Origin of the sequence: Methylosinus sp. C49, assembly GCF_009936375.1 — a bacterium.
Lineage (GTDB): Bacteria > Pseudomonadota > Alphaproteobacteria > Rhizobiales > Beijerinckiaceae > Methylosinus.
The window spans coordinates 2,272,995-2,292,505 of record NZ_AP022332.1; the positions used below are offsets into that span (position 1 = coordinate 2,272,995).

18 protein-coding genes are annotated in these 19,511 nt (G+C 64.9%); 4 read left to right on the forward strand and 14 right to left on the reverse strand.

What is annotated here, in order from left to right:
- Positions 1-11: 11 nt before the first annotated feature.
- Together GYH34_RS10770 and GYH34_RS10775 are read right to left on the reverse strand one after the other, a co-directional pair.
- The gene (locus tag GYH34_RS10770) at positions 12-2,264 is read right to left on the reverse strand and encodes a TonB-dependent siderophore receptor (protein ID WP_161913574.1); all 2,253 of its coding nucleotides are present in this window, start codon (positions 2,262-2,264) and stop codon (positions 12-14) included.
- An 82-nt stretch (positions 2,265-2,346) separates the two neighbouring features.
- Positions 2,347-2,736 carry a hypothetical protein gene (locus GYH34_RS10775; RefSeq protein WP_161913575.1) on the reverse strand — a complete coding sequence of 130 codons (390 nt, stop codon included), beginning with the start codon at positions 2,734-2,736 and terminating at the stop codon, positions 2,347-2,349.
- A gap of 192 nt (positions 2,737-2,928) precedes the next feature.
- On the opposite strand from GYH34_RS10775, the gene GYH34_RS10780 reads away from it, so the two are divergent.
- The 4 genes from GYH34_RS10780 to smbP all read left to right on the forward strand — a co-directional run bounded on the left by GYH34_RS10780 (position 2,929) and on the right by smbP (position 9,725).
- Positions 2,929-3,606: a response regulator transcription factor gene (locus GYH34_RS10780; RefSeq protein ID WP_161913576.1), complete on the forward strand. Its 678-nt coding sequence runs from the start codon at positions 2,929-2,931 to the stop codon at positions 3,604-3,606.
- 19 nt (positions 3,607-3,625) lie between these two features.
- Entirely contained in the window at positions 3,626-4,990 is a 1,365-nt protein-coding gene (locus GYH34_RS10785; RefSeq protein WP_161913577.1) for a HAMP domain-containing sensor histidine kinase, read from the forward strand.
- A 551-nt stretch (positions 4,991-5,541) separates the two neighbouring features.
- A complete protein-coding gene (locus GYH34_RS10790; protein WP_161913578.1) occupies positions 5,542-9,219 on the forward strand; it encodes an HAD-IC family P-type ATPase in 3,678 nt (1,225 codons plus the stop codon).
- 155 nt (positions 9,220-9,374) lie between these two features.
- Positions 9,375-9,725: a small metal-binding protein SmbP gene (gene smbP, locus GYH34_RS10795; protein ID WP_161913579.1), complete on the forward strand. Its 351-nt coding sequence runs from the start codon at positions 9,375-9,377 to the stop codon at positions 9,723-9,725.
- Between the two features lie 373 nt (positions 9,726-10,098).
- On the opposite strand, the gene GYH34_RS10800 is transcribed toward smbP, so the two are convergent.
- The 12 genes from GYH34_RS10800 to GYH34_RS10855 all read right to left on the reverse strand — a co-directional run bounded on the left by GYH34_RS10800 (position 10,099) and on the right by GYH34_RS10855 (position 19,478).
- Positions 10,099-10,758: a hypothetical protein gene (locus GYH34_RS10800; protein ID WP_161913580.1), complete on the reverse strand. Its 660-nt coding sequence runs from the start codon at positions 10,756-10,758 to the stop codon at positions 10,099-10,101.
- A 128-nt stretch (positions 10,759-10,886) separates the two neighbouring features.
- The gene (locus GYH34_RS10805; protein ID WP_161913581.1) at positions 10,887-11,924 is read right to left on the reverse strand and encodes an AI-2E family transporter; all 1,038 of its coding nucleotides are present in this window, start codon (positions 11,922-11,924) and stop codon (positions 10,887-10,889) included.
- Between the two features lie 159 nt (positions 11,925-12,083).
- The gene (gene amoC, locus GYH34_RS10810) at positions 12,084-12,863 is read right to left on the reverse strand and encodes a bacterial ammonia monooxygenase, subunit AmoC (protein ID WP_161913582.1); all 780 of its coding nucleotides are present in this window, start codon (positions 12,861-12,863) and stop codon (positions 12,084-12,086) included.
- Positions 12,864-13,033: 170 nt separating this feature from the next.
- Entirely contained in the window at positions 13,034-13,474 is a 441-nt protein-coding gene (locus tag GYH34_RS10815; protein ID WP_161913583.1) for a DUF1178 family protein, read from the reverse strand.
- Positions 13,471-13,743, reverse strand: a complete 273-nt coding sequence (grxC, locus tag GYH34_RS10820; protein WP_161913584.1) for a glutaredoxin 3 — start codon at positions 13,741-13,743, stop codon at positions 13,471-13,473. Before grxC ends, GYH34_RS10815 begins: the two co-directional genes overlap by 4 nt.
- A 70-nt stretch (positions 13,744-13,813) precedes the next feature.
- Positions 13,814-14,563, reverse strand: coding sequence for a ComF family protein (locus GYH34_RS10825; RefSeq protein WP_161913585.1), 750 nt, complete (start codon positions 14,561-14,563; stop codon positions 13,814-13,816).
- Entirely contained in the window at positions 14,560-15,129 is a 570-nt protein-coding gene (locus GYH34_RS10830) for a pyridoxamine 5'-phosphate oxidase family protein (protein WP_161913586.1), read from the reverse strand. The genes GYH34_RS10825 and GYH34_RS10830 overlap by 4 nt, the downstream gene beginning before the upstream one ends.
- Before the next feature lie 28 nt (positions 15,130-15,157).
- Positions 15,158-16,333 carry a GTP-binding protein gene (locus GYH34_RS10835; RefSeq protein ID WP_161913587.1) on the reverse strand — a complete coding sequence of 392 codons (1,176 nt, stop codon included), beginning with the start codon at positions 16,331-16,333 and terminating at the stop codon, positions 15,158-15,160.
- A gap of 7 nt (positions 16,334-16,340) precedes the next feature.
- Entirely contained in the window at positions 16,341-17,843 is a 1,503-nt protein-coding gene (locus GYH34_RS10840) for a D-alanyl-D-alanine carboxypeptidase family protein (RefSeq protein WP_161913588.1), read from the reverse strand.
- A gap of 368 nt (positions 17,844-18,211) precedes the next feature.
- Positions 18,212-18,586 carry a hypothetical protein gene (locus GYH34_RS10845; protein ID WP_161913589.1) on the reverse strand — a complete coding sequence of 125 codons (375 nt, stop codon included), beginning with the start codon at positions 18,584-18,586 and terminating at the stop codon, positions 18,212-18,214.
- A gap of 26 nt (positions 18,587-18,612) precedes the next feature.
- Positions 18,613-19,005, reverse strand: a complete 393-nt coding sequence (locus GYH34_RS10850; protein WP_161913590.1) for an energy transducer TonB — start codon at positions 19,003-19,005, stop codon at positions 18,613-18,615.
- Positions 19,006-19,178: 173 nt separating this feature from the next.
- Entirely contained in the window at positions 19,179-19,478 is a 300-nt protein-coding gene (locus tag GYH34_RS10855; RefSeq protein ID WP_161913591.1) for a hypothetical protein, read from the reverse strand.
- Positions 19,479-19,511 lie beyond the last annotated feature (33 nt).

Below are 19,511 nucleotides of genomic sequence, written 5' to 3' on the forward strand. Positions count from 1 at the left end.
CCTCTCGTTTTCTAGAATTCCACACGCAACGATCCGAGGATCGTACGTCCGTCGCCGGGATATGTGAATAGCCGTCCGGCGGAGTTCGGGAAATAGGTCGTGTCGAGAAGATTCCGGACGTTGACCTGCGCCGTCAGATTCTTCACCCAAGGCAGCGCGCTCGGCTGGAAACGATACATGACCATCGCGTTCACGAGCGTGTAGGCGGGAAGCTGAAAGCTATTCTGCGCGTCGCCTTGTCGATGACCGACGTAATTGAACCCGCCGCCGAGGCTGAGACCTTCGAATTCGCCGTCGGCGTCATATTTGAGCCAGAGATTTCCGGCGTTGCGCGGCACATTCGTCATCCGATTGCCGGTGGTTCCGGAACCGCCAGTCGCCGTGCTGTCCTTGGTGATGCGCGCCTCGTCGTGACTGTAATTCGCGATCACGCTCCAATGCTCGTCGAGACGGCCGGCGAGGTCGAATTCGAAGCCTTCGCTGCGGACCGTGCCGATCGGAACCGCATAGGGCGTGCCGGGAACAGAGACGGTGATATTGGATTTCGTGATATCGTAATAGGCCAAGGTCGCCGTCAGCGCGCCATCCAAGACCGCCGCCTTGACGCCGCCTTCGAATTGCGTGCCGATCTGCGGCGCGAACAGCGGCTGCCCTGGAACAGGGAGCGCATTCGTCGCGCCGAAGGAACGACTGAAATTGCCATAGAAGGAGAGCCAGAGCAGGGGTTGGATCAGCAGGCCCACACGCGGGCTGAACGCCTCGTCATAGGCGGTGCGAAATCCTCGCGACGTCGCGGGATTATAGACTCCGCGCGCCTCTTCGTCGGAAATCGCGCTATTTCCGGTCCCGTTCTCGGCCCAGTCGTAGCGCCCTCCCAGCAGCACATGCACCTTGTCGTCGAAAAAGGAGATGACGTCCTGCCCATAGACGCCTTTCCAGACGAAGACGGTCTTGAAGAAATTATTGTCCGGCAGCTTCACATAATATTGCAGCGGCTCGATGGGGTAATAGATGTTGATCTGCGGAGCGAAAGGAGACGCTCCTGAGAAATTCGACCCACGTTGATGAAAGTCATAGTAGTCGGCGCCCAATAGGACGGCGTTGTCGAATGGGCCGATCGAAAATTTGCCGTTCACGTCGAGATTGGTGGAGAGCGTGGTCAGGACGCGGTCGCCATTGTCGTAGACGTTCCGGGTCGCGACCCCGGTCGTCTCGTTGAGAGCGGAAATACCGGTTTGCCGAAGCGTCAGGAGCGCATTCGTATAATAGAAGCGGTTGGTCACGCGCCAATCATTGGAAAGATCATAGGTCCAGTCATAGCCGATGCTGCGTCGTTCCTCGCGCGACGGATTGGCGAGCTCGAGCCCCGGATTGGCGGGGCTGAAGCTCCTCGGCAGCGAGGCCGGCCTCGTCCCCACCGCCGGGATGGGGCGGTCGGGGCCGAAGATGTGGTTCTGATATTCGAGATCGAGATTGAATCGGAATTGCTCGATCGGTTGATAGGTGATCGTCGGTCCGACAAAGGCGTTTTGGTCGGTGCGATATTTCTGGACGTGCTCGTTGCGGGAAAATTCGAGATTGACCCTGTAGAGCCAGGTCTTGTCCTCCGTGAGAGGCCCCGTGGCGTCGAGCGTCGTTCTGGTCGTGCTCCAGGATCCGAACTGCTCCTGAATGGAGACATAGGGCGTCTCGAGCGGCCGCTTGACCACGAGATTGACGACGCCGCCCGGCTCCAGCCTGCCGAAGAGCATCGCCGCAGGCCCTTTCAATACTTCGATCGACTGAAGATTTTCCGTCTCCAGGCTGGTGTTCAGATATTGCCGCAAATTGTTCCTGTAGACATTCGTATTGTCGATCCCCCGGATCAGAAACTGCTGATAATTGCTTCCGAAATTGCCGCTGGCCGGGCGCACGCTGCTGACATTGCCGACGATCGCGTCCTTGACCGAGATGGCCTGTTGATCATCCATCGCTTGGCGCGGCACGACCTGAATGTTGAATGGGGTCTTCAGGATCGACGTCCGATCCTTTCCTGCGACGGCCGCCGTGTTCATGTCCACGGTGTAGCCTGTGAAGCGCCCGCCCGCGCCGTTCTGTGTCGTCGACCTCTCTCCGCTCGCTTTGGCGCGCGCGGGCGCTTCGCCCGCGATGTCGATGGTCGGCAGCGATTCCTGCGCGATGGCGAGAGAGGATACGAGAGCGGATGAAAGAACGAGAGCGAGCGCGCCGGCGGAAACGCCGCGCAGCAGTGCCGAGCGAAACATGTGAGACCCCTGATGGTGCGACGCGCAGCGCCGTCTGAAGCGGATGGAGAAGAGGCCGGACGGGCCTCACGCTTGCAGTCGGTCAGGCGTGCGGCGGCGCGCGGGACGACCAGGGTCGCGCCCATCTCGAAGGGCCTGCGGGACGCGGCTCGCGAAGGCCGCCGGAGATCGCCCGCGTGGGGAAGACGGCGACGGACGCCTCTGCAAAGGCCTGCGTCGGAGCGTCTCCTCGATCGCAGCCGAGGCAGACGGCGCAATTGCGATGATGCTCGGCAGGGCCGGCGGGCGCGCCGTCGCTCGCTCGAGGCGAGCAGAGCTCGTCCGGCGTCACGAGGTCGAAGCCCTCCGCTTTCGTCGCGAATTCGGCTCTCTCGACGAGAATGCCGACGGCGATCGATAGCAGGAGGAGGCAGCCTACGACATGGGCGAGCCATGTCGTGACGCAAACTCCCCTTTGGCCGCCGCGCCGCATCCGCCGCTCCTCACATCGCGCTCTCGAGCGAGCGCGTGGTCCGGGGAGACTCTTGGGCGATCCTATATTTCAGAAATCTTTCGCGAGCGCGCGCCGGCGGAAAAGGTCGCCATGTTGCAGATTTGCCACATGCATTCTTCGAGTCTAGGCTCTCCGCCGAACCTCATTCGGATCGACACGGGAGCGGCGCCCATGCGAATTCTTGTGGTGGAAGATCAGACCGACTTGGCGGCGCAGATCGTCAAGCGCGTCGACCGGGCGGGCTATTCCGTGGACGCGGTCGGCACTCTGTCCGACGCCAGGGCGCTCATCGAGACGCAGCCCTATTCGATCGCTCTGCTCGACCGGCGGCTTCCCGACGGCGACGGCCTGTCGCTCGTTTCCTGGATACAGGCGAAGCGGCCGGGCAGCCGCATATTGATGATGACGGCGCTCGACACGCTGGACGACCGCATCGAGGGGCTGGACGCCGGCGCCGACGATTATCTCGTCAAGCCGTTCAGTCTCGACGAGCTGATGGCGCGTATCCGGGCGATCAGTCGGCGAAGCGAGGAGGTTCGCTCGCCTCTGATCGCCGTCGGCTCTCTTTCCTTCGATCTCGAGTCTCGCACCGCTCTGGTCGAAGGTCGCGCGATTCTGCTGCACCGGCGAGAACGCGCGCTGCTCGAAGCGCTGGTGCGGCGGGCGGAACGCGTCGTCAGACGAGACACGCTCATCTGCGAAATCTACAGCGCCGACGAAGAGATTCAGCCGCAGGCTCTGACCATCCTCGTCTCGCGGCTGCGCGCGCGTCTCGACGAGGAAAGCGCCGGCGTCGAGATTCACACGACGCGCGGCGTCGGCTACATGATCGCCAAACGGCTCTCGTGAGTAGGACGCCGTGAAGAAAATGCAATCGCTCACGACGCGGCTGATCGTCTATCTGCTCTTCGCGCAGCTCGTCGGCGCATTCCTTCCCTGGCCCGTCGTCGCCTATCTCGCCTCGGTCGCGGAGCGCTATGGCGGGGCGGACGCGATGCTGGAGATCTACACCTATTTTCATATTCAGGATCTGGTCGCCGAGTCGCTCGAAACATCTCCAGAAGGAGCGGTCCGTCTGGCGCCCACCGAAAGATTGAAGCTCAGGGCCGATCAGGACGAAGATGTGCGCTATGCGGCAATGGCGGCGCGTTCGACCGAGCTCGCGCCCGGCTCCTCTCCCGAGCTTCATTCGAAGCTCGTCGCCGCGAAGGAAGCCGACGCGCGCGTTTTTCGCTTTCATACGGAGAAAGGTCCCGACGCTGGAAAATGGGGCGTCGTGACCTTGATGCAGACACGAAGCGGACCCGTCTATATCGCGGCGAGCGGATTCCGATTTCATTGGCTGGACGTCGTCCACTTCGTCATTCGGGACAAGTTCTACGAGACGGTCGCCTTTCTCGTCGGCTGGTTGGCTTCCTGCTCGATAGTGTTTCTCGGGCTTCGGCAGGCTCTCGGCTCGCTGCGGCGGGCGGCGAAGGCGGCCGAGCGGATCGATCTCGATTCGATGGGGCAGGGCATCGTCGCGACGGGCGTGCCGACCGAGATCCGGCCGATCATCGCGGCGATGAACGGCGCTCTCGCGCGGCTCGACGGTAGCGTCGCGCGCATGCGCCGATTCACCGCCAACACGGCGCATGAGCTGCGCACGCCGCTCGCCGTCATGCGCGCGCGGCTCGAGAACGAGGAGCCTTCGCCACTGAAGAACGATCTGCTTCGCGACGCCAGCCGTCTCCACGCCACGGTGGAGCAGCTGCTGATCGCCGCGCGCATTTCGGAAAATCAGGTGACGATCGACGAGGACGTCGATCTCTCCGAGACCGTTTGTCAGATCGTCGCAGATCATTCTCCGCTCGCGCGACGCTCGGAGCGCGGAATCGCCGTCGAGGGCGAGGAACGCGCGACCATCGTGCGCGGAAATCGACGCGCGATCGAATCCGTCGTCGCCAATCTCATCGGCAACGCTTTGAAGGCGGAGCCGCCCGGCGGAACCGTGCTCGTCCGGCTGCGTCCCGAAGGCGAGGTGGAAGTGATCGACCATGGGGAAGGCGTCGCGCCCGGCCACCGCGAGACGATCTTCGAGCCCTTCTGGCGCAAGAGCGAGGCGACGCCCGGCTCGGGGCTCGGCCTCGCCATCGCCAAGGAGCTGATCACCAAGCTCCGCGGCCGCATCTGCGTCGAAGAGACGCCCGGCGGCGGCGCGACCTTCAAGCTGAGCTTTCAGCCGGGAGAATAAGGCGGCCGGCATTTACGCGATGGCGGAGCGTAAGGCGCGTCGTCTATCGGCGAGCATGGAAGGCGCACGGTCACGGCGTGCTAGGCGACAGCGATCACGATGCGCCCAAGGCGAGTCACAGACGGCTTCGCCTGGGGGACATCATCGCGGAGGTTGCCGCCAGTGGTGCTGTTTTCAACAGCAAATGGGCTGTTGGCCTTGTTGTTGGCCTCGGGATTTTCACTGACAATTATCTTTTAAATATCAAATCATCATATGACATTTGCGACGCCGGGCGCCACTCCCGCCTACGAAATCTCCCGGTAGTTCACGATAAGTCGGCTCGGCGACCGAGTTCTGGGCTCGGGCGATGTGCATGGGCGGAGACGCCTCGAGCGCTCGGGAGCGCTGCGCGCGGACGATCGCCGCGGCCCAGAATGACGATCGCCACTCCAAGTTCGCATCGGCGCCATATTTAAAGTCCGAGTCGGATCGTGCTTTCACCCGGAAGCGCGTCCTCGGGCGTGAGCGCGTGGGCGTCGGGACGGCCCGCTGCGAAAGGCGGCACTCTCATGACAGAGCCTGTGGAGCCTGCCGCGGAGGCGGGGGCTGTTCAGCGGGGCAGGGGGCCTTCCGCGCCCGGCGCCGAGGCGCGACCGTGGCATTCGCTCGCGGTCGAGGAGGTCCTCGAAAGCTTCTCGACGGATCGGAACGGGCTGGCGCCTGCGGAGGCCGACCTGCGTCTCGTCGCCTATGGACCGAATTCGCTGCCGACGGCAAAGCCGCGCGGCGCGCTCCGCCGTCTGCTCTCGCAATTCCATGATCTGCTCATCTATATTCTGCTGGCGGCGGCCGTGCTGGCGGCTCTGCTCGCCCATTTCGTGGATGCGGCCGTCATCCTGCTCGTCGTCGCGCTCAATGCGATCATCGGCTTCATTCAGGAGGGACGCGCGGAGAAAGCGCTCGACGCCATCAAGGGCATGATCGAGCCCAGCGCTTCCGTTCTGCGCGGCGGCCATCGCGTGACTGTGCGAGCGGATCGTGTCGTTCCCGGCGATATCGTGCTGCTGGAGGCGGGGGACCGCGTGCCGGCGGATCTGCGGCTCGTTCGCGCGCGCAATCTGAAGATCGAGGAAGCGGTCCTCACCGGCGAGTCGGTCGCCGTCGAGAAGGGCATTGCGCCCGTCGACGCCGCCGCGGCGCTCGGCGATCGCGCGTCCATGGCCTATTCCGGCACTTTCGTCGTCGCGGGGCAGGGCATAGGCGTCGTGGCGGCGACGGGTTTGTCGACGGAGCTCGGGCGCATCAGCGCCCTACTGGGCGCGGTCGAGCCGCTGACGACGCCTCTGGTGCGGCAGATGAGCCGTTTCGCTCGCCAGCTGACGATCGTGATTTTGTCGGTCTCCGCTGTCGTCTTCGCATTCGCGACCGGAATACGCTCCTATCCCTGGACAGAAGCCTTCATGACCGTGGTCGGGCTCGCGGTGGCGGCTATTCCAGAGGGCTTGCCCGCGGTGATGACGATCACCCTCGCCATAGGCGTGCAAAGGATGGCGGCGCGCAACGCCATCATTCGCCGGCTGCCGGCAGTCGAGACGCTGGGATCTGTCTCCGTCATCTGCTCGGACAAAACCGGCACGCTGACGCGCAACGAGATGATCGCGCAGACCGCGGTGACGTCGGCGGGCGCGGTCGAGGCGACAGGCGTGGGATATGAGCCGAAAGGCGCGCTGCTGCGCGAGGGGCGAGCATTCGACGCGGCGGAAGACCCGGTGATGCGAAAGCTGGCGCTGGCGGCGCTGTTGTGCAACGACGCCGCCGTTCGGCGGAGCGGCGCCAATTGGATCGTCGACGGCGATCCGATGGAAGGAGCGCTCGTCTGCTTCGCGGCGAAAGCGGGCCATGAGATCGACGCGACGCGCGAGTGGTTCGCGCGCGTGGACGAAATTCCTTTCGACTCGCGGCGTCGTTTCATGGCGACGCTGCATCGAGGCGATGAGAACGAAGCCGTGGCCTATGTGAAGGGCGCGCCCGAGCGCGTGCTCGAGATGTGCGCCTCTCAGCAAGGGCCGCGAGGGACTGAGCCCCTCGATAAATCCTATTGGTCGGCCACGGTCGAATCCCTCGCGCGGGAAGGGCAGCGCGTGATCGCGCTGGCGGCGAAGGACGCGGCGGATATGGACGAGATCGCCGCGGCCGATGTCGAGAGCGGGCTGAGCCTGCTCGGCGTCATCGGCTTGATCGATCCGCCGCGCGTCGAGGCGATCGCGGCGATCGAGGAGTGCGCGAGCGCCGGCGTCGGCGTGAAGATGATCACCGGCGATCATGCGGCGACCGCGAGCGCTATCGCGCAGCGCGTCGGCCTCTCCCATCATGATGCGGTGGTGACGGGAGAGCGGCTTTCGGAGCTGAGCGGCGAGGCGTTCGAGCGCGTGGCCCGCGAGACGACGGTGTTCGCGCGCACCACGCCCGAGCACAAGCTGCGGCTGGTCGAGGCTCTGCAGTCGCAGGGCCATGTCGTCGCCATGACGGGCGACGGAGTCAATGACGCGCCGGCGCTGAAGCGGGCCGATGTCGGCGTGGCGATGGGACGCAAGGGCACGGAGGCGGCGAAAGAGGCGGCCGAAATGGTGCTCGCCGACGATAATTTCGCGTCGATTGTCGCCGCCGTCGGCGAGGGACGCACGGTCTACGACAATTTGAAGAAGGTCATCGGCTGGACGCTGCCGACCAATGGCGGCGAGGCGTTGGCGATCATCGGAGCGATTCTCGTCGGGTTCACCCTGCCGATGACGCCGTTGCAAATTCTCTGGATCAATATGGTGACCGCGGTCGGCCTGGGATTGACGCTCGCCTTCGAGCCGACGGAGCCGGATGTGATGCGCAGATCGCCGCGCGCGGCGAACGAGCCCGTGCTGTCCGGCTTTTTGATCTGGCGCGTCGTCCTCGTCTCGCTTCTGTATGTCGTCGGCGCATTCGGCCTGTTCTTTTGGGCCGAGGAACGCGGCCTGCCGACCGAGGAGGCGCGCACTATCGTCGTCAACGCGATCGTCATAATGGGAATTTTCTATCTCTTCAGCATTCGTCGGCCGTTCGCCGCATCCTTCCCCTGGACGGGGCTTCTCGAAGCGCCGGCAGTCATCATCGGCGTCGTCGCGATCACCATCGCTCAGATCCTCTTCACCTATGCGCCGTTCATGCAGAAGATGTTCGACACGCGTCCGATGTCGCTGCTCGAGGGTGCGGCTGCGATCGGCGTCGGCGTCGGACTCTATCTCGTGCTCGAGCTCGAGAAATTCATCCAGCGGCGAATCCGCGCCCGCCAAGTTGCAGCCAGCGATGTCACGACGACGGCGCCGTCGAGAGCGCGCGAGGCGAGGCCGACCTCACTCTATCGGGAGCGGCCGTTCTGGCGGCGGGCGGTCGGCGCGGTCGCCATCGCCGCCATCGCGGCCGGGCTGCTCTATTGGGGCTTGCGCGAGAGGCCGTCGTCTTTCGCGGGCGTCGTGAATACGACAGGAGTGGTCGATGCGCTCACCTCCGAGCCGATGTTGGCGCGGGCCTCCGGCGTCGCGGAAGCGGTCTATTGCGCGCGCGGCGACAAGGTGAAGGCGGGCCAGCTCTGCGCGAAGATCGACCCCGCCGCCTATCGCGCCATGGTCGCTCGCCGGACAGCCGAATTGGCGGAGGCGACCGCGCGGCTCGAGCGAAACGAAAATCATCTCGCGCGCGCGAAGACCACGCTGCAGCGCGCTCGAGGCGAGGCGGGGCGTGGGGCGGCCTCACGCCGCACCATCGCCGCGCCCAGCGCCGCGCTCGAGCGCGCGACGGCGCGCGTGGCGCAGAGCGAGGCCGAGGTCGCGCGACGGAAAGCGGCGCTCGGCGCGGCGGAGACCGCGCTCGCGAGCACGGAGGTCGTCTCGCCGGTCGATGGCGCGATCGTCTCGCGCAATGTGGAGGTCGGCGGCGAGGTCGACGCCGGCGCGACGCTCTTTCGGATCGCCGCCGATCTCGCGACTATGCGCGTCGCGGTCGAGGTGAGCGCGACAGACGCCGAGCGTATCGAGGTCGGCGACGTCGTGTCCTTGAAGGTCGAGGCGTTTCCCGATCGCGCCTTCGAAGGAAGGGTGACGCAGATCGCAGACGCGCCGGCGGAGCGAGGCGGCGGCGAGATCATCGTCACCGTGTCGAACCCCGATCTCGTGCTGACGCCGGGAATGGAGGCGATGGTCGAAATCATGGTCCGCTGACGCCGTGTCTCCCCCCGGCGTTCGTGAGCGAGGGATCGAGCGAGCCGGAGGCGGGTCGAGGCGCGCAATTCTTTTCTCCGGCGGCGGTGTGCGTTTCACGCGGCGACGCGCGTTATTCGTTCGGGCGCGGCGGGCTCTTGCAGAAAGGACCGGAGATGATCACTCGCAGATCGTCGATCGCCATTGCGGCGCTGTGGCTCGCGCTGCTCGTCGTTCCACATGCCTCTCTTGCGGCGGAACATCTCACGCAGACGATTCGGGAAACGACAGAGGCGATCCAGGAGGGTAGAAGCGGATATTCCGCATCTCTCGTGGAGCACGCCACCAATGCGCTCGATCACGCCAAGGCCGCGCAGAGGGCGAAAGCGAATCCGCACGTCGAGACCGGAATCCGGCATCTTCAGAAGGCGATCAGAACGGCGCGGGGGACGCATGGCGGCCCCGGCGCCGCCGTTGCGGTTCGACACGCCGAAGCGGCGCTGACCCAGTTTCAAGCGGCGCGATGACGGACGAGATCGCCGAGCGATGACGGACGAGATCGCCGCCTGATCGGCGAGCATGTCGCAGAGCGGATTGCGCAGATAGGAGCGCGTTCGGCTTCCGCCGCCCATGGCGAAGCCGGCGCCGCTCGCGATTCGTCCTGGATGTCATGCTCCAATTGCGACGATCTTTCGTCGCGAGCTCTTCTATCTCCGCCTCGTTGAGGCTGCGCCGATTGCGTGAATGGCGTCTCATCGACTGGAGGAGGTGGAATTCGGCGCGCGGCGCCAGGGTGATCGCGGCGCGAAGAGCGCGCCTCGAGCTGCTCCTCGGCAGCGTCGCCGAGGAGTCCTGCGTCGTCTCGATGTCGTACTCTCGCGGCGCCTCTTTGCCGGAGCCTCAGCCCGCCGCGTCGGATAATTTGCCCTTCTCCTTATGCGTTGTCCACCACAGCGAGGCGCCGACGAGGAGCACGAAGACGAGCACGATGGAGACGATCGTCAGAATCAGCGCTGATTGCTGAATCCAGGCGACGATCGGGATGGAGATCGCCAATACGAGGCCGACCGCGGAGATTTGCCAGGTCGAGGCATGTATGCCGGCGAGCACGGTGGCGAGGGCCAGAATGGTCATCAGCGTGATTCCGGCGGCGTTGTTGTTCATCACATCCTGCACGCGCGGCAGATAGATCACATACATTGCGACGAGAACGGCCAGCCAATGCGCGGCCTGAGTCCAGACGAGCCTTACTCTCGCCTCGCGATCCTCGGTCTGGCGCCAGCCCATGTGAATGCAGGTGACGGCGTAGAGGGGCGTTAAAATTTCCCAATAGATCGGCGTCATCTCGCCGGTGAAGGTCGCCATGCCGATTCCGAGGACGGCCGCCAGAAGCATCACAATATAGGGAAGGTCGATTTTCAGCACATGCAGGAACATCACCGGCGGCGGCTCCTGCACGATCTCCTCGACATCGTGCTCGACCCGCTGGAGCCAGCCGCTTTCGGGATCGTGCTTCGACTCGGAGGCGGCGTCTCGTCCAGCTTCCTTACCATTCGTCATCGGTCGGCTCTCCGGCTGAGGGCCTCGCCGCTCCAGCGCGAGCGGAAGCTCGACATGCGGTAAGCCCTCGCAGACATGGCTATCGTCGAGAACGCCTTCAATATGGTCGCGCGTGAATTCCGCGAGGGTCAAGGACCGGCTTCGGCGACGTCGGCTCCCAGCCATTCCCGCCATATTGCGAGCAGCACGGCGAGAATCAGCGGGCCGAGGAACAGACCGACGAAGCCGAAGGCGAGCAGGCCGCCCATCACGCCGAGAAAGACGACGATGAGCGGAATGTCCGCCGCATTGCTGATGAGCAGAGGCTTGAGAATATTATCGGTCGGATTGACGACGAACGCGCCCCAGGCGAGCAGCCCGAGGCCTGCGCCGACCTGATCGGTGAGAAGAAGCCAGGCGCCGAGCGGCGCCCAGACCGCCCATGTTCCGACGAAGGGGATGAGCGCGGTCAGAGCGGTCGTCGCGCCGAGCAGAACAGGCGGGCCGGCGCCGATGATCGCATAGCCGACGCCGGCGATGAAGCCCTGCGCCATCGCGCTGACGAGCAGCCCGGACACGACCGCTTTCGATGTGGTTTCGACGGCCGCGAAATATCGATCCGCCGTTTCACCCACGACTCTGCGGAGCCCGACGCGGATCTGTTCGAGCATCAGGTCGCCGTCGCGGTAGAAGAAGAACAGCGCGATCGCCATGACGCCGAATTGCGCAATGCTGCGGCCGACCGCGCCGACGACCCCGGCGAGCTGGCGCATCCAGGGCTCTGTCCATTCGTCGAGCTGCTGCTTGCGAAATTCGGGATTGTTCAAGAGCTCGTTCAGCGTGGGGCCGATCATCGGAATGCGCGTGATCCCCTTGGGCAGGACCAGCGGCTCGTCCGCATATTTGGTCGAGATGTCGCGATAGGCCGCGACCGCCTCGCTCTGCAGATCGACCAGCAGCAGCGACACCGGAACGACGATGAGGACGATCAGCAGAATCGTCGCGGCCGTGGCGGCGAGGTTGCGCCTTTGTCCGCAGAGGCGAAGGCAGCGCTGATAGGCGCCATAGGTCGCGTGAACGAGAATGGCGGCCCAGGCCAGCGGCGCCCAGAATGGGCTGATGACGAGGGCGCCGAGTCCGATCATGGCGGCGAGCAGGAAGAGGCCGAATATCTGTCGATTTTGCACGTCGGCCTCCGGCTGCGTTCGGGCTTTTCGGCGCGCGCCGAGCCGTCGAATTCATCGCAACACAGAGCCGATCATATAAGGATGTGAGAGCGCCTGTCGAATTGGAGCGAGCCGCCCCTCGAGCGAGGGGCGGCGGCTTTGCCCTGCATGATGAGCGCGTCAGTCGATGATCGCCTTCACGCCTTCTTCGCCGAGCAGACGTTTCATGTTCAGCAGAATCTGCGCGGTTACGCCGAACACGGCGAGCGCCATCCAGCCGAAGAACACGAAGCCCCAATGCAGCGGAGCGACGAACAGCTCCTCCATGAACCAGAATGTGTGGCCCCACTCGTTCAGCCCGACATTCGGAATGATCATGAACGGGCCGATCGTCAGGATCAGAAAGGCCAGCGAATAGCCCTTGGAGAAATAGGGCAGCCGGGTCTTTGCATAGAAGAACGAGCCGACGCCGACGATCGAGTAGATGGGATAGCTCAGATAGAACTCGATGATATGGCTCGGCGTGAAGTCGGTGTCGCGGATCACCGTCATGTGCCAAGTGCCGTCTTGCTCTGTGAAGAAGCTCGCGCCGAAGTAGATCGCTATGCCGTAAACGACCAGCCATTGCGCGAGGCACACCCAGCGGCGCAATTCTTCGCGCGTGCTCAGCGCGGCCATGTCGCGCGTGCGCGTCTTCCATAGATAGCCGGCGAGGCCGAGGCCAGTGATCAGCTCCAGCGGAATCTCGGTCCAGAGCATCGTCAGCCAATAGGTCTGGAATTCCGGGGCGAAGGAATCGAGACCGGCGCGCCAGCCGTAAATCTGCTCATAGATGCGAATGAACAGATAGAAGGTGACGAGCCCTGCGGCGGCGATCCACATCGGTTTCAGATCGACGATGACGACGTCGGCGCTTTCGGTCGCGCCGGCCTTGCCGGCGGCTTCTGTCGTTAAACTCATGCTTCTCTCCTCGAGCTCGGCTTCGCGTCTCGGTTTTTCGCGGAGCCCGGCTCAAAGGGATAAGAGCGGCGTTCTCAAAGAGAAAATGTGTATTATTCATTGTGATATGAGGGAAATTCAGCGCGTGAGGCGCCGCCGAGGACATCGCGATAAATCGTAGAGGTCGAGCCTCAGTGGCTGTCTTCGGGCGGGCCGGGGAGCGGCAGGATTTCTATGCCTTCCTCGAGCAGCGCCTTGGCTTCCTCGAAGCTGGCGCGCCCGCGGATGGCGCGCGTCTCGGCCTCGCCGTCCTGCATGCGCCGCGCCTCGTCGGGGAAGCGGTCGCCGACGTCTTCCGTCCCAGCGACGATCTTTTGGCGCAGCTCCTGGATCATCGCCCGCAGCGCCGCATGGCGCTCGTCGAGCAGAGCGGGGACGCCCGCCTCGTCCTCACGCGCTCGGGACGAGCGGCGGGCCACGTTCGGCGCCATGATCGCCTTGGCGACCTGCGTCGAATGGCAGAAAGGGCAGCTGACCGCGCCTTGCGCGGCCTGCTGGTCATAGGCTTCGCTGTCGCGAAACCAGCTTTCGAATTCATGTCCTTCCGAGCAGATCAGCCGGTAGAGGATCACGGCGTCGGCTCGCCCGCGGCGAGCAGCGGATCGAGCTCGCCGGCCCCATCCAGAGCATAGAGATCGTCGCAGCCGCCGATCGGCCGGCCGTCGATGAAAATCTGCGGCACCGTTGTCCGGCCTTCGGCCAGCCGGCTCATCTCGGCGCGCTTTTGCGCGTCGCCGTCGACGGAAATCTCTTCATAGGCTGCGCCTTTCACGTCGAGCAGCTGCTTGGCGGCGCGGCAATAGGGGCAGGTTCTCGTGGTGTAGATGACGATCTGCGGCATGACGGTTCCGTGACCTTTCGCGCGCTCTTATAAGCGCTTCCAGCGCATGGCTGCAACGGAGGCCTTTGCTTCAGCTCTGGCCGACGACGCGGGCGTAGACCAGCACGTCGACGCGCGTCGCCCGCGCCCGCAGCAAGACGCGGGCCGCGGCGTTGGCCGTCGCGCCAGAGGTCAGCACATCGTCGATGAGCACAATGTTGCGGCCTTCGATCTCCGGCTTCTTCTCCTCGCGCAGGCGGAAGGCGCCCTGCATGTTGGCCGAGCGCTGGCCGCGCGTCAGCCCCACTTGCGGCGGCGTCGGCTTCACGCGCTCGAGCGCCAGAGCCTCCACTGGAACGGCGCTTTCACGCGCGATCACATGGGCGAGCGCCGCCGATTGGTTGAAGCGCCGCGACAGCAGCCGCATTCGGTGCAGCGGGATGGGAACCAGCAGATCGGCGTCGGACAGAAGCTCGGCGCCGGCGCGCGCCATCCAGCGGCCGAGCGGCTCGGCGAGCTCCAGCCGATCGTAATATTTCAGCCTGTGGGCGAGGCTGCGGGCGCGGTCGCTGTCATAGCGCACGACCGCGCGCGCCCGTGTGAAGACGGGCGGATCGGCGGCGGCCTCCAGCGAGATCATGCCGGGGCCGAAATCGCGCTCGAAGGGCGTGCCCAGCCGCTCGCAATAGGGCTGCTCGATGAAGCCCATCTCGCCCCAGCAGCGCGGGCAGAGCGCGCCATGGCTCGCCACCGCCCGGCGGCAGACGAGGCAGACGGGCGGATAGACGATATCGAGCAGGCGCGCGCCGGCCGCGCGGAGCAGGGCCGGCGCCCGTCTCATGCGCCCAGCTCTTCCTCTTCGTAGAGGCCGGTCGGCAGTCCGTCTATGCTCTGCTGGTTTTTCTCGCGGCGATAGGCGTCGAGCGCCTCTTCGCCCTTGGAGGCGGCCCAGCGATCGAGCCCGTCGCGCTCGCCGGCGTAATCATACAGCGGCACGGCGAAGCCGCAGGAGGTCTGCGCCGATTCCACATCGAGCAGGATCATTTGCCGTGCGCCCGGCGGCTCCGCGCCGCCGAAGGCGGAGCGCAGCAGCCGCGCATATTCCTCGCCGCCGCGCGCCAGCGCCCGGCCGCGGCCATAGAGGCGCAGGATCAGCGGCGCGCCGTCGAGCGCGCAGAACATGAAGGTGAGGCGGCCGTCGGCGCGCATATGCGCTGCCGTCTCATTGCCGCTGCCGGTGCGGTCGATATAGACGGCCGTGCGCTCATCGAGGAGGCGCAGCGTGTCGGCGCTCTTGGGCGAGACATTCACGCGCGAGGCGGACGCAGCCGAGGCGACGAAGAAGAGCCTCTGCTTCTCGATGAAGTCGCGATGCTGCGGCTCGATCGATGCGAAGAATTTGCTCATGACTCGCGATTCCAGCGCTTGCCCCGCGTCAGCCTAGCAGGCCGGCGTTTTTGGGGGCAAGCGGATTATCTTGCAGCGCGGCGGCGTCCGGCGTGTCCGGCGCCGGAATTCCCGCGACGGCGGCGTAGAGCTTCTCGACGAAGGATGGGTCCAGATCCTTGACGATGAAGACGAGCCGCGTGCGCCGATCGGCGTCCGGCCAGGCGGCGAGGCGATGCGGCGGATGAAAGATATGCTGCACGCCATGCACGGCCACCGGCCGCTCGCGATCGTCGGTGAGGCCGACGATTCCCTTCACGCGCAGGAGATGCGGACCATGCGCCTGCCGCAAGATCTCGACGAACATGTCGAAAGCCTGAGGGCTGAGCGGCGCGTCGCTCGTGATGCAAAAGGCGCGAATATGCGCGTCGTGGCGATTCACGTCCTGATGCGCATGGCCGTGGTGGTGGTCACGATCGTGGTGATGGTGATCGTGATGATGGTGATGCGCCTCATGCGCCGCGGCGACCGCCTCGTCATTGAGCCATTTGGCGACCTGCGGAATCTTGCCAGAGGCGTCAAAGAGACCGCAGTCGAGCAGAGCGGCGGGGCTCGCCTCTCCTGTCGCGGCGATGAGCCGGCGCGCCGCCGGATTGAGCCGCGCCAGGCGCTGATCCAGCTCCTCGAGCCGGTCGGCTCCTTCGGGAAGGTCGGTCTTGGTGATGACCAGCCGATCGGCGACGGCGGCCTGCTTCACCGCCTCCTCATGCGCGTCCAGCGTCGCGGCGCCATTCACTGCGTCGACCAGCGAGACGACGCCGTCCAGCCGATAGCGCAGCGCGAGATAGGGATGCGACATGATGGTGTGGAGAATGGGCGCCGGATCGGCGAGCCCGGTCGTCTCCAGCACGACGCGGCGGAAGGGGCGCATGCGCCCATTGTCGAGCTTGCGCAGCGCGTCCTCGAGCGCGGCGACCAGATCGCCGCGGATCGAGCAGCAGATGCAGCCCGAGCTCATGACGATCATGTCGCCTTCGACATTTTCGACCAGCAGATGATCTATGCCGACCTCGCCGAACTCATTGATGAGCACGAGCGTGTCGGCGAGCTCGGGCGAGGCGAGCAGACGGTTCAGCAGCGTCGTCTTGCCGGCGCCGAGAAAGCCGGTGAGGATCGTCAGCGGAATGGGCGGCGGCGGGCGACGGGGCTCGGAACGCTCGGTCATTGTCGAATCATTGCTCATTGTCTTGGCGCAGCGGCGCGTGATCGCCGATCGCATGCTTGTCGTTCTTGGCGGAGACGCTCTTGCCCGGCGTCTTCGCCGCGGCCTTGGCGGGAGACTTCGCCGACGCATTGGCAGGAGCCTTCGCCGACGTTTTGGCGGCGACATTCTTACCTTGGGCGGGCTTGCCCTGAGCAGACTTGGCGGGTGCGGGCTTCGCCGCGGGCTTTTCCGTCACCTCCGCCTCGATGGCGGCTTCCTGCGGTGGGGTCTTCTTCGCCTTGGCTGTCTTTTCCTTGGTCGGCGCATGCGCGGCCTTTACCGCCGCTTTGCGGCTGTGGCGCATGGAGAGCGCGTCGGGCGCAGGGCGGCTGATCGGCGAGGCGGCGGCGGCCGGCGGCTCATGGGCGTAGGCGGTGACAGTCGAGGGCGAGCCGACCGGCGTGCCAGGATCGCGCACGCCGGCGACCGGACCCTCATAGCCGGGAGCGCGGCCGAGATGCACTGGCGTCGGCTCGAAGCGCGCTCGGGGCAAAGCGGCGATGGTCTTGACGCTGACCTGATCGGTCGAGCCGTTCTCGCGTGGAATGGCGACATTCATATCCTCGACCTCGGCCATATATTCGGCGTTGGCCTTGCCGCGATGGCGGCAGACGCTGTCGCGCATGTCCGGCGCCTGGCCGACCCCGAAGGTCGGCAAAGAGGCGACGGAGCCCGAGGGCGAGCCGGTCATGAAGGCGCGATCGAGCAGAGAGGCGGCCTTGGCCGTGCGGGCGGCCGCCGTGGGCGCCCCCAGAACCACGGCGATGAGCTTTTGCCCGCCATGGGTGGCGCTGGCGACGAGATTATAGCCGGCGGGGCAGGTGAAGCCGGTCTTCATGCCGTCCGCGCCGGGATAACGGCCGAGCAGGCCGTTGTGGGTCGGATGGATCTGCCGGCCGAGCTGCATCGCGCCAATGTTGAAAAAGCCCGCGGATTCGGGAAATTCCGTCAGCAGCGCGCGGCCGAGAAGGGCGAGATCGCGCGCCGAGGTCACTTGCCGGTCATCCGGCAGGCCGTTGGGATTGGCCCAATAGGATTCGCGCATGCCGAGCTTGGCCGAGGCGCGGTTCATCTCATCGGCGAAGGCCTCGACCGAGCCGGAGACACCCTCCGCTATAGTGACCGCTATGTCATTGGCCGATTTGACCATCAGCATGACCAGCGCATTGCGCAGCGTCACTTCCGAACCGACCGGAAAGCCCATTTTCGACGGCGCCATGGAGAGCGCGCGGGGCGAGACGATCATCGGCGTGTCATATTGAATGCGCCCGGCTCGCACCGCGTCCAGCGCCACATAGACGGTCATCAGCTTGGTCAGCGAGGCGGGATACCAGCTCTGGGTCGCCTGCTCTTGCTCCAGCACCTGCCCGCTGGCGACGTCGATGACGACGGAAGGGGCCGCCGACGCCCCCGACGCCGCGATAATGGCGGCGACGGCGAGGAAGCTGCGTAGGGTCGGTTTCGCGCTCATGTTCATCCGATCGGCCTCGACCTCGGCCGTTTTGCGGCCGCGCGTTCGATTCGAGACATAGTCTCGCTCCAAGGACGGCCCGAATATGGGCCGAATGTGGCGTAAACGCGCTCTGCGCCGTTTCGGGACGCCGAAAAGCGCCGTTATGGACAACGGTTAGTACGCCCGGACGATCAAAATTCGTTCCAACTTCGGCGAGCCGGCGTAGGCGCGGCCGTCCAATTCGCGGCTGCCGTGTGCTCGGCTAGCCGGGCCGCCAATTCTGGTCGGGCAGAATGAAAAGCTTATATCGGTCGTGATAATTCAATTTGGATGCGACCGATAGGCGCGCGAGGTTTCGTCGTCCGCCGAGCCGCCCGCCGAAGCGGTCAATGGAAGTTGAAGGTCTGCTCGAAGTCGCGGCAGTCGGTGTCCATGTCGTCGGGCGGCGGCGTCAGCTTCAGCGAGGTGATCATGCCCGCCGCGACCAGCGCGCGGGCGTTATTGTCGTAGTTCGAGAGAGAGGCTCTGGTGACGCGGCCTCTGAAATCGACATGGAATTTGATGGTCACTGTCCCGCGTCCCAGATTGAGCTTCGGCGCGCGTTCGCGGAGCTGGCGGGTGACGGTCTGTATCCAGACCTTGTTTTCCGGGATCGCCATGCAGGCGGCCAGAGTGGGCCGCTCCGAGGGACCGAAGAGGAATTGCGCGAAGGCCGATTGCGAAGCGCAGATAAAAATGAAGACGATCACTGCTCGAAACATGATGCGAGGCCTCCCGTTCGCCGCGCTCAATGATAATAGAAGCTCTGCGAGAAGTGGTGGCACTTGCCGCCGGCCGCCTTGCGGGCCGAGGCCGGCGGCGGCGGCAATTTGAGCGAGGAAATCGTGCTCAAGGCGAGGAGCGCCTGTTCGTTGTTGCTGGCTTTCACGACATTCGCATCGGCCACTCGGCCGGCGGCGTCGACGCAGAAATGCACGGTCACAGACCCATGTCCGAGCCAAAGGCGCGAGGTGTGCTCTTTGGCCTGACTGGCGATCGTCCGCTTCCATTGCTCATATTCCGCCGAGGCGGCGTCCCGCGCGGGGTCTCCCGTTCCGCCGAGCCCGTCGAAAATCGATTGCGCCACCGCCGGCTGGGAGAGCGCGAGCAGAAAAGCCATAAAAATCGTCGCCGCTTTCATAGAATCGATCCTCGAACGAAAGTCAGCGCTGGAAAATCGCCGCCCGCGCCTCGCTGTCTAATGAATATCGGAATGCTTAGCGCCGTCAATATCCTATGCGCATGTGTCGAGCGCGAAGCGCGTGTAACGGACGAGACTCGCGGGCGTCTTGGCGCGCTTTCCCGTCGATCGCTTCATTCTTTCCGTTCGGAGCGGAGAGCGCCTCGCTGCGGGGCAACGCGATTGAGCGCGGTGATCGACAGAAATCCGCCGATCCAGGCGCCGAGAGCGGCGAACAGGACATAGGCCCAGTTCGACGTGTAGCTGATGACCGCGAAAGCCGAGAGCAGATACCAGACGCTGCTCCAGCTCGCGGCGGCGACGCGACGGCGTTCGGAAACCGCGGCGTTGAAGAACACATAGACGGCGTCGGTCACGGCGGTCGACAGGGCGACTCCCGCTGCGATCGCCGGGTCGAAAGGGGGGATGTCCATTGCTTCGGTCTCCGGTCGGTGTCGCGCGTCCCG